Origin of the sequence: Winogradskyella sp. (genome assembly GCF_045105575.1) — a bacterium.
GTDB lineage: Bacteria > Bacteroidota > Bacteroidia > Flavobacteriales > Flavobacteriaceae > Winogradskyella.
Map to the genome: position 1 here is coordinate 66683 of NZ_JBGCDQ010000015.1, position 15316 is coordinate 81998.

At 34.2% G+C, this 15316-nt stretch carries 11 protein-coding genes; 6 read left to right on the forward strand and 5 right to left on the reverse strand.

Features of this window, described 5'->3' with window-relative positions:
* Positions 1-91: 91 nt before the first annotated feature.
* Genes AB8B52_RS04215 through AB8B52_RS04225 form a run of 3 tightly spaced genes read right to left on the reverse strand, consistent with a single transcriptional unit; the run spans position 92 to position 4908 of the window.
* Positions 92-3226 (reverse strand): DUF3427 domain-containing protein, encoded by a 3135-nt coding sequence (locus AB8B52_RS04215; RefSeq protein WP_406025556.1) that lies wholly within the window; start codon positions 3224-3226, stop codon positions 92-94.
* On the reverse strand, positions 3223-3609 hold the full coding sequence (locus AB8B52_RS04220; RefSeq protein WP_406025558.1) for a (deoxy)nucleoside triphosphate pyrophosphohydrolase: 387 nt from the start codon (positions 3607-3609) through the stop codon (positions 3223-3225). Before AB8B52_RS04220 ends, AB8B52_RS04215 begins: the two co-directional genes overlap by 4 nt.
* A gap of 6 nt (positions 3610-3615) precedes the next feature.
* Positions 3616-4908, reverse strand: a complete 1293-nt coding sequence (locus tag AB8B52_RS04225; protein ID WP_406025560.1) for an aminopeptidase P family protein — start codon at positions 4906-4908, stop codon at positions 3616-3618.
* Positions 4909-5053: 145 nt separating this feature from the next.
* On the opposite strand from AB8B52_RS04225, the gene AB8B52_RS04230 reads away from it, so the two are divergent.
* The 6 genes from AB8B52_RS04230 to AB8B52_RS04255 all read left to right on the forward strand — a co-directional run bounded on the left by AB8B52_RS04230 (position 5054) and on the right by AB8B52_RS04255 (position 14322).
* Positions 5054-7897, forward strand: coding sequence for a glycosyl hydrolase (locus tag AB8B52_RS04230; RefSeq protein ID WP_406025562.1), 2844 nt, complete (start codon positions 5054-5056; stop codon positions 7895-7897).
* A 110-nt stretch (positions 7898-8007) separates the two neighbouring features.
* Positions 8008-8694 carry a succinate dehydrogenase cytochrome b subunit gene (locus AB8B52_RS04235; RefSeq protein WP_406025564.1) on the forward strand — a complete coding sequence of 229 codons (687 nt, stop codon included), beginning with the start codon at positions 8008-8010 and terminating at the stop codon, positions 8692-8694.
* Between the two features lie 15 nt (positions 8695-8709).
* Positions 8710-10707: a fumarate reductase/succinate dehydrogenase flavoprotein subunit gene (locus AB8B52_RS04240; RefSeq protein ID WP_406025566.1), complete on the forward strand. Its 1998-nt coding sequence runs from the start codon at positions 8710-8712 to the stop codon at positions 10705-10707.
* A gap of 78 nt (positions 10708-10785) precedes the next feature.
* Entirely contained in the window at positions 10786-11532 is a 747-nt protein-coding gene (locus AB8B52_RS04245) for a succinate dehydrogenase/fumarate reductase iron-sulfur subunit (RefSeq protein WP_406025568.1), read from the forward strand.
* Between the two features lie 95 nt (positions 11533-11627).
* Complete coding sequence (locus tag AB8B52_RS04250) at positions 11628-12533, forward strand: M28 family peptidase (protein WP_406025570.1); 906 nt, start codon at positions 11628-11630, stop codon at positions 12531-12533.
* Positions 12534-12537: 4 nt separating this feature from the next.
* On the forward strand, positions 12538-14322 hold the full coding sequence (locus tag AB8B52_RS04255) for a MutS-related protein (RefSeq protein WP_406025572.1): 1785 nt from the start codon (positions 12538-12540) through the stop codon (positions 14320-14322).
* Between the two features lie 150 nt (positions 14323-14472).
* Here AB8B52_RS04255 and rpmA read toward each other — a convergent pair whose 3' ends face one another.
* Positions 14473-14733: a 50S ribosomal protein L27 gene (rpmA, locus tag AB8B52_RS04260; protein ID WP_020897580.1), complete on the reverse strand. Its 261-nt coding sequence runs from the start codon at positions 14731-14733 to the stop codon at positions 14473-14475.
* A gap of 39 nt (positions 14734-14772) precedes the next feature.
* On the reverse strand, positions 14773-15316 hold a 544-nt coding region (rplU, locus tag AB8B52_RS04265; protein WP_406025575.1), incomplete at its 5' end, for a 50S ribosomal protein L21.

A 15316-nucleotide genomic window follows, 5' to 3' on the forward strand; every position in this document is an offset into this window, starting at 1 on the left:
AATGAGAACTTAGTGTTTGTGGATTTGGTGAGGTTTGTTAAGGTTGCTTTGCAACGGTTGTTTGTTTTTGGAGGATGAAAATAAATTTAATTTATCCAATAGATAGTTTTGCTGCATCTTTCCATAAATAATGAGGCATAGGCTCACTTAGTTTCCAGTTAATACTCATTGGTTTGGAACCAGAATAGCTCTTTAAATAGCCTTCTCCGATAAAAACATAACCTGCAGTATTACCAAATTCATCCTGTGGTTTTTCACGTACAAAAAGTAAGATTCGTTTTTCTTCCTCTTTATGTTTTATGTATGCTAAACCTTTTCCTAAATCTGGTCTAGCAGAATTTTGAGTTTGCCAATGAAATAAAGAATCTGTTACAGCGTAATCATTATACATCGTTGTTGGTGAAAAGTTTTCTTCAGATTTCACAAGGTTGATAAATAGTAATTCTGTTTTTAAATCTTTGTTTTCAACAGTACCTTCCATGCTTAGATATTTTTTTTCAAAATTACTTTTTCTGAATGCACATAGAATTTGATCTCTTGTATAGCGCGCATGTAATTTTAAAGGTTGTTCATATGGAAGTTTAATAAGAAGTTCTTTAAAATCTATTTTTTCAATTAAAAATTCTAAAACCTCTTTTATTTCATCAACTAAAACGCTATTTACTCCAATTTGATGAATACTTTTTTCTAATGAATCAAAATCACTCACCTTATGCCAGACATCATGATGCAACATTAAAAGCATCGTTTTTTCATTTTCGTTTAATTCCTGAATTTTCACTTTAAAGTTTTGCTTTGCAATTTTTAAGATAAATGAAAAATAGCTCAATGAATTTGTTGAAAGCCATTTATTTGAAATAGCGGAAACGATAGCTTTTTCATTTTCAGAATCAAAATTATCTATTTTTCCTGCTAATTGAGATAAGCGTTTCCAACTTCCTCTTTTGTAAATGGATTGTAAGGGAATATTATAAAACTTACTAAAGTTACCAATAGTTAATGGTAAATTAGTATCATGTTGAAAGCCTTTAATTTTATTAATTAAATTTTTAGTATTTAAAGATGTTGCCGAAGCAATGTTTTTAAGAATAGTTTCTTTTGTCTTTTTTTCTAGTATTATTGAGCATCCTAAAGGAAGATGAGGAAAATCGTCTTCAATTTCTTTTAAAACTGTTGTATTTGTTTTACCTATTAAGGCTCTAAATTTGCTTTCGAAATTGTATTCAGGTTTAGAGTTTCCAACAAAATCTAGAACAGTTAAGCAATCTTTAGAATCATGTAACCTCAAGCCTCTTCCTAATTGTTGTAAGAATACAGTTAGACTTTCTGTAGGTCTTAAAAATAATACTGTGTCAATCTCTGGAATATCTATACCTTCATTAAACATGTCGACAACAAATAGGTAATTGATTTCTTTCTTTTCTAGTTTTTGACGAATGGATACTCTGTCTTTACTGTTTTTACTTGTAAGGTAATCTGCTTTTAATCCTACTAAAGTAAATTTTTCAGCCATAAATTTTGCGTGTTCCATAGAAACGCAATAACCTAAAGCTCTAACGTCTTTTATGTCTTTGGTGTATTTAGTCAAAGCATCGATTATTTCTCTAACTCTTCTATCACTTTCAGTATATAGACTAGTTAACTCACTAGCCATATATTTTCCTCTTACCCATTTTACATTTGTTAGGTCAATACTGTCTGTAATCCCAAAATATTGAAAAGGACAAAGCAACTTTCTGTTCATTGCTTCCGGTAATCTAATTTCAGCTGCAATTTTATTATCAAAATCTTCCAAAATATCTTCACCATCCATTCGTTCTGGTGTTGCGGTAAGACCTAAGAGGATTTTTGGTTTGAAATAATTAATTACTTTTCTATAACTATTTGCGGTTTGATGATGACATTCATCTATTATGATGTAATCATAAAATTCAGGAGTAAGATTGTGGTTTTTAAGTTGATTGTTAACAGATTGAACAGATGCAAAAACGAATTCAAAATTGTCAGGAACCATTCCGTCGACCCACAATTCTCCAATATTATTGTTTCTTAAAACACCTTGAAAGGTAGAAAGTGATTTTTGAATTATTTCTTTTCTATGAGCTAGAAATAGTAGTTTTGAAGACTTATTGTTTTTTCTAAAACGTTTATAATCAAATGCAGAAATAACTGTTTTCCCTGTTCCAGTTGCTGCAACAACGAGATTTCTAAATCTATTATGCACTGTTCTTTCTACCTCTAGTTTTTCTAATACTTCATTTTGATATGGAAATGGTTTGATATCGAATAAAGCTGTAATATTTTCATAAGGTTTACTAAACTTACTTTGTTTTAATGCACTTTGAAGCTTTTCCTTATGAATAGAATCATCAAACAACTCGAAATCATTACTTTGCCAATAAGCATCAAATGTTTTCTGAAATTTATCAATGATATGACTTACTTCTTTAGTTGTTACTTTTAAATTCCATTCTAGACCATCCGTTAATGCAGACCTTGAAAAGTTTGAAGAGCCAATGTAAGCAGTATGAAATCCTGTATTTCTATAAAAAAGATAAGCTTTGGCGTGCAATCTTTCGTTTCCAGTATTATATGATATTTTAACCTCAGTATTTTGAAGTTTAGAAAGTAATTGAATTGCTTTATAGTCAGTTGCTCCAATATAAGTAGTTGTAATTACTTTTAATTTTCCTCCTCGTTCTGTAAATTCTCTCAATTCTTTTTCAAGAATTATAATTCCTTTAAATTTAATAAAAGAGACTAATAGGTATATTTCATTGGATGAAAGAATTTCTTTTTTAAGTTCACTTTCTAGCGATAAACCGCCATTTCCACCTGTAAATAATTCACTTTGCGTTAATCTTGTATAAGGTGTTATTTCTTTTAGCCTTAAATCTAAATTTGAAAAATGCGCGTCAGTTATAGAAAATACTGCCTTTAATATTTCCCCTTCGATACTAACTAAATCATCATCAAACTCTTGTTTGTTTAATTCGTCTCTAAGTAATTTGATTATTTTATTAGCAATTTCAATTTGTAATTCAGCCTTACCTTTTATGAGCTGAAAAGCATGTTTTAAAGTTTTAGCTAAATGTTTGGATAAAACATTTGAAGCTTCCTCTTTATCAATTATTTTTTTCTTTAAGTAGAATTTATCTTTATCAAGTTTATTTAAATTATCAGATACTAATTGGGTTATTAATTCTTCGTAAATTCCTTGATTCATAATAATAAATATTCTTTTAAAATAGGTAAATCGGCTTCAGCCCAATCTAAAATAATTAATTCTTTTTTATTAACTATAACAAAATCAGAATGTTCACGAAGTTTTAATTCACCCTCAAGATACTCAGCAGTAAATGGAATTAATTCAATTTTGAAATTAGGATATTCATGAATTACAGGTGTTAGTCTTTCGTTTATTTCAATATGAATATTTAATTCCTCAAATATTTCTCGTTTAATGCAATCAATTTCAGATTCTCTAGCTTCAATTTTTCCGCCTGGGAATTCCCACTTTAAAGGAAGTTTCATTGTTTTACTTCTTTGAACAGCGAGAATTTTATCCTCAAAATGGATGATTGCGCAAGTAACTGGGATGATTTTCAAAACATTCTAAGAATTCATAATCTCCTCAATCTCCTCAACTTCAATAGGAATATTCCGCATCAAGTTAAAAGGTTCGCCAGAGTCTTGTATCACTACATCATCCTCTAATCGAATCCCAAAACCTTCATCTGGGATATAAATACCAGGTTCTACAGTAAATACCATATTGGCTTGCATTGGTTTGTGTAGTAAGCCATAATCGTGAGTGTCTAATCCCATGTGGTGAGACGTACCATGCATAAAATACTTTTTATAGGCTGGCCAATCTTTGTTTTCGTTTTGTACATCGGCTTTATCAAGAAGTCCTAAACCTAAAAGTTCGGAGGTCATAAGTTTACCAACTTCAATATGGTACTGTTCCCAAAGGGTTCCAGGAACTAGCATTTTGGTGGCTTCGTTTTTCACTCTGTTTACCGCATTGTAAACCGCTTTTTGTCTGTCGTTATAGCGACCAGAAACTGGTATGGTACGCGTCATATCACTGGCGTAATTGGCATACTCAGCACCAGCATCTATAAGAATTAAATCACCAGCTTTACATTGTTGGTTGTTTTCGATATAGTGTAATACGTTGGCATTATTTCCTGAGCCAACAATTGGAGTATAAGCAAAACCTTTAGAACGGTTGTTGAGGAACTCATGCATAAACTCGGCTTCGATATTATATTCCCAAACATTTGGCTTTACAAAATTAAGCACACGTCTAAATCCTTTTTCGGTAATATCGCAGGCTTTTTGAATTAGGTTTAATTCAATAGGGTCTTTAACAGAACGCAGACCTTGTAAAATCGGATTACTCTTAGCCACGCTATGCGCAGGATATTTGTTAGTTAACCATTTTGTAAAACGATCTTCGCGCGTTTCAGTCTCTACATTGGCTCTGTAATGTTCGTTAGTGTTAATATAAACGGTATCACATTGTGTCATGATTTCAAACATGATTTTTTCCATATCCTGTAACCAATACACAGTTTTTATACCTGAGGTTTCAAAAGCTTTGTCTTTAGTTAATTTTTCACCTTCCCAAACAGCAATATGGTCGTTCGTTTCTTTTAAGAATAGAATTTCACGATGTTTTTCTTTTGGACAATCTGGAAATAAAACTAAAATACTTTCTTCCTGATCCACACCACTTAAATAAAAAATATCTCTGTGCTGCTGAAAAGGCATGGTGCTATCTGCACTAATTGGATAAATATCATTAGAGTTAAAAACGGCTAAACTGCTGGGCTTCATCTGCGCCATAAAGTTTTTGCGGTTTTTTATAAAGAGGTTGCGGTCTATTAAATTGTATTTCATGGGATGTATTTAAGTGATATTCCCAAAAATAAACAAACTAAAATCGTAAGCAAACGGGAAAGACGACAATCTGTTAAACTTTGTTAGCAAATTTTGAAGTAGCTTTGAGAATAGTTAATTTTCGTTCACTTAAAACCAACCCATCATGTTTTATTCTAAATGTTTAACGTGCTTATGTATTCTAACATCATTTTTTGCATTTTCTCAGCAACCAGCAACATCTGCGGAAACGGTAAAAGCAGCTCTAAAGCAAAAAAATGCCATGACCAAATCATCTTTGGTTAAAAATGTTCCTTTTGAAAATATTGGACCAACAATTATGAGTGGTCGTGTGGTAGATGTAGATGTAAATCCTAATGAACCCTCAGAATTTTATGTGGGCTACGCTTCTGGCGGAGTTTGGCATACTACAAATAATGGTACCACATTTACACCAATTTTAGACAGTTCAGATACTCAAAATGTGGGTGATATCGCAGTACACTGGCCAACGCGAACAATTTATGTTGGTACAGGAGAAAACAATGCATCACGATCCTCTTACGCAGGTATTGGCATTTTAAAATCTACGGATAATGGCAAGTCATGGACTAATTTGGGACTTATGGACGCACATCATTTTGCACCAATTTTAATTCATCCAGATAATCCAGATGTGGTTGTTGTTGGTGCTACAGGACACTTATATTCTGCAAATGATGAGCGTGGCGTTTACAAAACTACTGACGGAGGAAAGACTTGGAAACAAACCTTATTTGTCGATAGTATGAGTGGTATTATTGATTTGCAGGTAAATCCTAATAACTACAATATGATGTTTGCAACCTCTTGGACAAAAGATCGTAAAGCATGGAATTTTTCTGGTAACGGAAATAATTCAGGTATCTATAAAAGTACAGATGCAGGCGAAACTTGGACCAAAGTATCTACTGAGAAAAGTGGCTTTCCAACAGGAGAAGGAGTTGGTCGTATTGGTATTGCAGTTTTTAATGATGATGTAGTTTATGCAATACACGATAGTCAGTTTAGACGCCCTAATGATAAAAAGAAAGATAATAAAAGTGATTTAACCAAAGACAATTTTAAAACCATGTCTAATGCAGATTTCTTAGCCTTAGAAGATAAAAAGTTGAATGGCTTTTTAAAAACAAATGGTTTTCAAGAAAAATATAGAGCGGAAAACGTAAAGCAAATGGTACGCTTTGGAAATGTAAAACCTATTGATTTGGCTAAATATTTAGAAGATGCTAATTCCATGTTGTTTGATACACCTGTGGTTGGTGCTGAGGTTTATAAAAGTGAAGACGGAGGAAAAATTTGGAAAAAAACACATGAAGATTATTTAGACGGAATTTACTACAGTTATGGTTATTATTTTGGGCATATTCATGTTTCACCTGCAGATGAAAATGATATCTATATTTATGGTGTACCTATTTTAAAATCTAAGGATAGTGGAAAGACGTTTGAATCTATTAGTGCAGAAAATGTGCATGCAGATCATCACGCGCTTTGGATAAATCCTAAAAACCCAAATCACTTGGTCAATGGAAATGATGGAGGAGTCAATATTACTTATGACGATGGTAAAAACTGGATTAAAAACAACTCACCATCAGTTGGGCAATTTTATGCGATTAATGTAGATAATGAAAAACCGTATAATGTGTATGGTGGTTTGCAAGACAATGGCGTTTGGGTTGGCGCAAATAATGCAAGAGAAGATAAAGCATGGCATCAAAGAGGGCAATATCCTTGGAAAGGCATAATGGGAGGTGATGGTATGCAGATTCAGATTGATAGTAGAAATTCTAATATCGTTTATACAGGGTATCAATTTGGAAATTATTTTAGATTAAATCTCGAAACAGAAGAACAAACCTACATTCAGCCAAAACATACATTAGGCGAAACACCTTATCGTTTCAATTGGCAAACACCAATAGTATTATCATCTCACAATCAGGATATTTTATATTTAGGAGGGAATAAATTGATGCGTTCTATGAATCAAGGAACCGATTGGGAAGCCATTAGTTTAGATTTAACCAAAGGCGGAAAAAAAGGAAATGTAGCCTATGGTACGTTGGCATCTATTAGCGAAAGTCCATTTCAATTCGGCTTAATTTATGCAGGAAGTGATGATGGTTTAATTCATGTCACAAAAAACGCAGGAGGAAGTTGGACAGACATCACAGGAAACTTACCAAAAGATTTATGGGTGAGCAGAATTATTGCATCACAACATAAAAAAGAACGCGTTTACGTCACTCTAAATGGTTATCGATGGGACGATTTTAAAGTGTATGCTTATATGAGTGATGATTATGGGCAAACTTGGAAATCTATTAGTAGCAATATTCCTGCATCACCAGTAAATGTGATTAGAGAAGATCCTTCAAATGAAAATATCTTGTATTTAGGAACCGATAATGGTGCTTATGTGTCTTTTGATATGGGTAATTCTTGGAACGTATTTTCAAACGGAGTTCCAAACGTGGCTGTTCATGATATGGTGATTCAACCTGAAGCCAAAGACTTATTATTAGGTACACATGGTCGAAGTATTTACAAAGCCAATATTGCTTCATTGCAAAAAATGAATACTGGTATGATGTCAAAACCCATCATGTTTTTCGATATAAATTCTGTAAAACACTCTAGTCGTTGGGGAAGTTCATGGAGTCAATGGTCTGATGCTTTTGAGCCAAAACTAAATATTCAGTTTTTTAGTAATACAACAGGTCAAAAAACGATTAAGATTTTATCTGAAAAAGGAGCAGAATTAAATAGCATGAGTGTGGCTATTGTTAACGGGTTTAATTATGTCGATTATAATTTAGAGCTCACCAACAAAGGAAAGAAAGCACTAATGAAAGCCGATAAAGAACTCGATTTTAAAGAAACAGGAAATAAGAAAAATTATTTACCAAAAGGCGAATATACCATTGAAATAGATGGTGAAAAGACCACTTTTGAAATTAAGTAGCTAAAATCTAATTAAATTCATTCTAAATAATAATTTATCATACAGCGCAGTTGGGATTACGCCAATTGCGCTGTATCTTTGTTTGATTAACTAATAAGATTATATCTACAATGAGCGGAATTCTAAATTCTTCGATTGGAAGAAAATTTGCCATGGCACTTTCGGCACTCTTCCTAATGGTTTTTTTATTACAACATTTTGTAATAAACATATTATCAGTTTTTAGCCCAGACACCTTTAATGAAGCGTCTCATTTTATGGGAACCTTTTGGGCAGTGCAATATTTATTGCAACCTGTATTAATTTTTGGAGTGGTTTTTCACTTCGTTATGGGTTTTGTGTTAGAAATCAAAAACAACAAAGCGAGACGCGTCAGTTATGCTAAGAGCAATGGTGGTGCAAATTCATCATGGATGAGCCGAAACATGTTATTAACTGGAGCTGTTGTATTGGCATTTATGGTACTGCACTTTATAGATTTTTGGATTCCAGAAATCAATATAAAATATATTCAAGGGGATATGTCTGGTTTAATGGACCCTAATGTTGCTGATAGCGGTTTCAGATATTATGAAGAATTGGTTCATAAATTTGAAAACCCAATACGTGTTGCAGCATACTGCCTATCTTTTGTGTTGCTAAGTCTTCACCTATTACATGGATTTAGTTCAGCGTTTCAATCTGTAGGTGCAAATAATAAATATACTAAAGGGTTAAAAGGATTTAGTAAAGTATATGCAATTGGTCTTCCATTAGGATTCGTGTTTATTGCATTGTTTCATCACCTTAACCACTAAAAAAATAAATCTCATATGGCTTTAGATTCAAAAATACCAGAAGGACCACTTGCAGATAAGTGGACTAATCATAAAAATAAAATTAATCTGGTTAATCCAGCGAACAAACGTCTTATCGATGTAATTGTTGTAGGTACAGGACTAGCTGGTGGCTCAGCAGCAGCAACACTTGCAGAATTGGGTTATAACGTAAAAGCATTCTGTTTTCAAGATTCGCCAAGACGTGCACACTCAATTGCGGCACAAGGTGGCATCAATGCAGCTAAAAATTATCAAGGTGATGGTGATTCTACCTACCGTTTATTTTACGATACTGTAAAAGGTGGTGATTACCGTTCGCGCGAATCTAACGTGCATCGTTTGGCTGAGGTATCTACTAATATTATTGATCAATGTGTGGCGCAAGGTGTGCCTTTTGCTCGTGATTATGGTGGATTATTAGATAACCGTTCATTTGGTGGTGTATTAGTATCACGTACATTTTATGCTAAAGGACAAACAGGTCAGCAATTATTATTAGGTGCTTATTCTGCCATGAACCGTCAAATTGGTCGTGGTAAAATAAAAATGTACACAAGGCACGAAATGTTAGACGTTGTCATTGTAGATGGAAAAGCAAGAGGAATTATTGCTCGTAACTTAGTGACTGGTGAAATAGAAAGACATTCAGCTCATGCCGTTGTTTTAGGAACAGGAGGTTATGGAAATGCATTTTACCTGTCTACTTATGCTATGGGTTCTAATGTAACTGCGGCTTGGAAAGCGCACAAACGAGGTGCTTATTTTGCAAATCCATGTTACACGCAAATTCACCCAACATGTATTCCTGTGTCAGGAGATCATCAATCGAAATTAACATTGATGTCTGAATCTCTAAGAAATGATGGACGTATTTGGGTGCCAAAACATAAAAAGGATGTTGAAGCAATTAGAAACGGAACTTTAAAACCAACACAATTAGCTGAAGAAGATAGAGATTATTATTTAGAGCGTCGTTATCCTGCTTTCGGTAATTTAGTACCACGAGATGTAGCATCTAGAGCTGCAAAAGAGCGTTGTGATGCTGGTTACGGAGTTAATAAAACTGGTGAAGCGGTTTACTTAGATTTTGCATCTGCATTTATGCGTTATGGAAAAGAGCAAGCGCATGTTAAAGGTTTAAATGAAGACGATGACGCGCTAGTGAGAAAACTAGGTCAGGAAATTGTAAAGAATAAATATGGAAATTTATTCCAGATGTATGAGAAAATCGTAGATCAGAATCCATATGAAACACCAATGATGATTTATCCTGCAGTTCATTACACCATGGGAGGTATTTGGGTAGATTATAATTTAATGACAACAGTTCCTGGTATGTATGCAATTGGAGAAGCCAACTTCTCAGATCATGGTGCTAACCGTTTAGGCGCTTCAGCATTAATGCAAGGTTTAGCGGATGGTTACTTTGTTTTACCATATACAATCGGTGATTATTTGGCACATGATATTAGAACAGGACCAATTCCAACTGATACCAAAGAGTTTGATGAAGCAGAGCAGAGCGCTACTGAAATCATTAATAAATTAGCAAATAATAATGGGTCTAAGTCAGTCGACCATTTCCACAAACGTTTAGGTAAAATTATGTGGAATAAATGTGGAATGGCAAGAAACGCAAAAGATCTTAAAGAAGCAATTGTTGAAATAGCAGAATTAAGAGCAGAGTTTTGGAAAGATGTAAAAGTACCAGGAGAGGCGAATGAATATAATGAAGAGTTAGCAAAAGCTGGTCGTGTTGCAGATTTCTTAGAATTAGGTGAATTATTTGCTAAAGATGCGCTTGTAAGAGAAGAATCTGCAGGAGGTCATTTTAGAGAAGAATACCAAACACCAGAAGGTGAAGCCATGCGACGTAAAGAGTTTCAATTTGTTTCTGCTTGGGAGTACAAAGGTGAGCCAAAGGATGCTGTGCTTCATAAAGAAGATTTGGTGTATGAAAATATAGAAGTGAAAGAGAGAAGTTATAAATAAAATAGTTTATGGTTGATGGTTGTTAGTTTATGGACAGCCTAACTAACAACATGCAACTAAAAACCAAAAACTAATAGTATGAATTTAACGTTAAAAATATGGCGTCAAAAAGGCGCTAATGACAAAGGAAAAATAATCGATTACGCTATTGGCGATGTATCACCTGATATGTCATTTTTAGAAATGCTCGATGTTTTAAACCAAGATCTTATTGAAAAAGGAGAAGAACCAGTAGCTTTCGATCATGATTGTCGTGAGGGTATTTGTGGTTCTTGTTCCATGTTCGTTAACGGACAAGCACATGGTCCAGATTCTATGATTACGGTTTGTCAATTGCACATGAGAAGCTTTAACGATGGCGATACTATTTATATTGAGCCATGGAGAGCAACGGCATTCCCTGTAATTAAGGATTTAATTGTAGATAGATCTGCGTTTGATCGCATTCAACATGCAGGTGGATTTATTTCGGTAAATACCTCTGGTAATACACAAGATGCAAATGCTATTCCTATTGAAAAACACAATGCAGATATGGCATTTGATGCGGCAACATGTATTGGTTGTGGAGCTTGTGTAGCGAGTTGTAAAAACTCTAGTGCTATGTTATTTGTTTCCGCTAAAGTATCTCAGTTTGCCTTATTACCACAAGGACAGGTTGAAGCTGCGGATCGTGTGATGAACATGGTAAAACAAATGGACGAAGAAGGTTTTGGTAACTGTACCAACACAGGAGCTTGCGAAGTGGAATGTCCTAAAGGAATTTCTTTAGAAAATATTGCACGTATGAATCGTGAGTATTTATCGGCAAGTTTTAAAGGTTAATCATTTCCTGCGAAAGCAGAAATTCTATAAATTAAAATCCCAAGTATTAATTATAACTTGGGATTTTTTCTTTTATTTGAAATCAAATCACTAAAATGAAACACCTCTTTTTTACGTTGCTAATGGTATGCAGTGTTGTAACATTGAGTTGCGCTCAAAACCAAAATAAGACTAAAAAGTTTAACGAAACTCAGCTTTTAGAACGCTTAGAGATCTTAAGTTCTGATAAATTTGAAGGTCGAAAAACGGGCGAAAAAGGCAATGATTCAGCTAGAGCTTTTATCATCAAGGAATTTCAAAAGCTAAATGTTTCTGGATACAACGGTAAGTTTGAGCATCCTTTTCAATTTAAACAAGGTAACAAAGTCTATAAGGCTAACAATATTCTAGCAGAAATAAAAGGAACTGAGTATCCTGAAACGTATATTGTTATTAGTGCACATCACGATCATTTAGGTATTATAGATGGAAAAATTTATAATGGCGCAGATGATGACGCTTCAGGTCTTTCTGCTTTAATAAGTTTTGCCGAATATTTCGTAAACCATCCACCGAAGCATTCTGTAATCTTGGCAGCGTTTGATGCAGAAGAATTGGGTCTGAGAGGTGCAAAAGATTTTGTAAAACAATTAGATAGTATTGAGGTCATGGTAAACCTTAATATGGACATGATTGGCAGAAGCGCTAAAGACGAATTGTATGCCGTTGGTGCACGCTATAACGAAAAACTAACAACCATATTAGAGGGTTTTAAGAATACAACCACAACGAAGCTACTTCAAGGTCATGATGGTACAGACGGAAAACAAGATTGGACTATGGCGTCAGATCATGCACCTTTTCATTTAGCTGAAATCCCATTTTTGTATTTTGGGAATGAAGATCATGCGGCTTATCACAAACCCACAGACGATTTTGAGGCTATTACACCGCAGTTCTATAAAAATGCGATACATATTATTCTCGCTATCTTTGAGACTATTGATCATTTAGGTTTATAATTTTATGCAAAATTCAGAATCATTTTATAAAGCACAATTACAAAGCAACCAATCAGAAGCCAAACGTATTTACAAACAAATGAGTTTGTTGAGTATTCTGAGACTTTCAGTTTTCTTATTAGCAGCTTTTGGTATATATCTCAGTGCACCGCAGTGGAAAATTGTCGCTGCTATTGCTGTTTTGGGCTTGGCTATTTTCTTGTTTTTATTATCGCGATATACCGATTTAAAATCGAAACGAGCGTTGCATAAAAGATTGGTTACGATTAATGAAGATGAACTAGAGATTGCAAAAGGTAATTTTTATGAGAGACCAGATGGCTCAGAATTTCAAGATCCGAAGCATTTTTTTAGTTTAGATATCGATTTATTTGGAAAGGGTTCTTTTTTTCAATTTATAAATAGAACCGCAGTAAAAGAGGGTACAGAAAAGCTTACCCAACATGTATTGGCAAATGATATCACTGCTATCAAAGAACGACAGGCAGCTATAAAAGAGTTGGCTGCATTACCAGAGTGGCGACAAAATTATACAGCTGTGGCGCAAGGTGCGGCTATAGAGCATTCTGCTAAATCCATTATAACCTGGCTTAAAACGTATAAGTCCTTTTTAAATCCAATGAAATATTGGTTGAGTATTGGGTTTAGTTTGGTGTCATTAGTAATTTTAGCATTGGGATTCGTCGATGTTGTGGGCTTAGAAACAACAGGTTATCGTTTGCTGTTATGGTTAATAATAGGGCTGGGATTAACAGCAATATTTTTAAAACGAATCAACCATGTAGCTGAAAATACAGGGAAAGCAAAAGATACATTTCGGCAATACGCTTTGTTATTACAGCGTATCGAAAACCAAGAGTTTACTTCACAGCTGCTTAAAGATCAACAACAAAAAATTCAATCTGAGGGTTTAAAAGCTTCAGAAATATTTTCAAAATTTTCAAAGGCTTTAGATGCTTTAGATAATAGAAATAACTTGATTGCAGCGATATTTGGTAATGGTCTTTTACTGTCTGATATCCGAAAAACATACCGAGTAGAACAGTGGATTACAAACTACGGACATAAAGTTGATGATTGGTTTGAAGTCGTTACCTTTTTTGATGCTTTCAATAGCTTTGGTAATTATGCATTTAACCATCAAAACTTTTCTTATCCTATTCTTACAGATGAACCTGTTACTATTTTAGCAGAAGATTTAGGGCATCCATTATTAAATCCTGAAAAACGCGTGGATAGCGATTTAAAGCTAGAAGAAGAACAATTTTTCATTGTCACAGGTGCAAATATGGCAGGAAAAAGTACATTTTTAAGAACCGTAGCACTTCATATCGTTATGGCTAATGTTGGATTGCCCATTTGTGCTAAACAAAGCAAATACAAGCCTATTAAGCTAATTACAAGCATGCGCACTACAGATTCTTTAACGGATGATAGCTCATACTTTTTTAGCGAATTAACACGACTTAAATTTGTGGTAGATACTGTTGAAAAAGACACCTCATACTTTATTATATTAGATGAAATCCTAAAAGGAACTAACAGTACAGATAAAGCCATTGGCTCAAGAAAGTTTGTAGAAAAGTTAGTAAAACTCAACGCTACAGGTATCATAGCCACACACGATTTAAGCCTCACAGAAATTGAAACCGAATTAGAAGCTGTAAAAAATTATTATTTTGACGCAGAAATCATAAACGACGAACTCTATTTTGACTACAAGCTAAAACAAGGGGTTTGCCAAAACATGAATGCTAGTTTTCTTTTGAAGAAGATGGAGATTGTATAGTGAAATGTCATTCTGAGCATAGCGAAGAATCTCATCTAATATCCATATAATCGGAATTAAAGATTCTTCGCTATGCTCAGAATGACAAGAAAACAAAAAACCCTCTCTATTTCTAGAAAGGGCTCTTATAATTTTTAAGAAAATAATTTCCTAAGCTTCAAAAGCTTCGATAGAAACATAAGACTTATTGTCTTTCTTCTTAGTAAACTTCACTAAACCATCTACTTTAGCATGTAAAGTGTGATCTTTTCCTTGGTATACGTTTTCAGCTGGGTGATGCGTATTACCACGTTGTCTTAATATGATATTTCCAGCAATAGCAGCTTGTCCACCAAATATCTTAACGCCTAAACGTTTCGATTCTGATTCTCTACCATTCTTCGAACTACCAACTCCTTTTTTATGAGCCATTGTCTTAAGGTTTTTTTGTTATACTTAAGTAGTAAGCAATTAAGCTTTACCACCATCTAATTCGTCTTGCCATTTTTTAAGCTCGTCCCACTTACCATCAGCAGCCATTTGGGCTTGTGCTGGCCAAGTATCAGTAACATGGTTACCACGAACATTTGCAATGATTTCAGCAATTGCTTCTGGTGTAGCCTTAGCTAAATCAGAAAAAGTAGCGATACCTGCTTCTACTAAAGTAGATGCAATTTTTGGTCCAATCCCTTCAATTTTCTTTAAATCATCAGCTTTACCAGTTGATTTAGCCGCTGCCTTTGGCGCCGCTTTTTCAACCTTAGGAGCAGCAGCTTTCGCTTCTACTTTTGGTTCAGCTTTCTTAGCTTCTTTTTTCGGAGCTGCTTTTTTAGCTCCAGAAGTAGCAATACTCTCAATTACAATTTCAGTTAAAGATTGTCTGTGTCCATTTTTAACACGGTAACCTTTACGTCTTTTCTTTTTGAAAACTATTACTTTGTCACCTTTAAGGTGCTTCAAGACTTTTGCACTGACTTGTGCTCCGTCTATAGCTGGGGCGCCTAAAGTTACATTG

What these genes read in the sequence shown, in the direction of transcription:
- AB8B52_RS04215 (WP_406025556.1), bottom strand. Translation starts at nt 3,226, where the DNA reads ATGAATCAAGGAATTTACGAAGAATTAATAACCCAATTAGTATCTGAT.
- AB8B52_RS04225 (WP_406025560.1), bottom strand. Translation starts at nt 4,908, where the DNA reads ATGAAATACAATTTAATAGACCGCAACCTCTTTATAAAAAACCGCAAA.
- AB8B52_RS04230 (WP_406025562.1), top strand. Translation starts at nt 5,054, where the DNA reads ATGTTTTATTCTAAATGTTTAACGTGCTTATGTATTCTAACATCATTT.
- AB8B52_RS04235 (WP_406025564.1), top strand. Translation starts at nt 8,008, where the DNA reads ATGAGCGGAATTCTAAATTCTTCGATTGGAAGAAAATTTGCCATGGCA.
- AB8B52_RS04240 (WP_406025566.1), top strand. Translation starts at nt 8,710, where the DNA reads ATGGCTTTAGATTCAAAAATACCAGAAGGACCACTTGCAGATAAGTGG.
- AB8B52_RS04245 (WP_406025568.1), top strand. Translation starts at nt 10,786, where the DNA reads ATGAATTTAACGTTAAAAATATGGCGTCAAAAAGGCGCTAATGACAAA.
- AB8B52_RS04250 (WP_406025570.1), top strand. Translation starts at nt 11,628, where the DNA reads ATGAAACACCTCTTTTTTACGTTGCTAATGGTATGCAGTGTTGTAACA.
- AB8B52_RS04255 (WP_406025572.1), top strand. Translation starts at nt 12,538, where the DNA reads ATGCAAAATTCAGAATCATTTTATAAAGCACAATTACAAAGCAACCAA.
- rpmA (WP_020897580.1), bottom strand. Translation starts at nt 14,733, where the DNA reads ATGGCTCATAAAAAAGGAGTTGGTAGTTCGAAGAATGGTAGAGAATCA.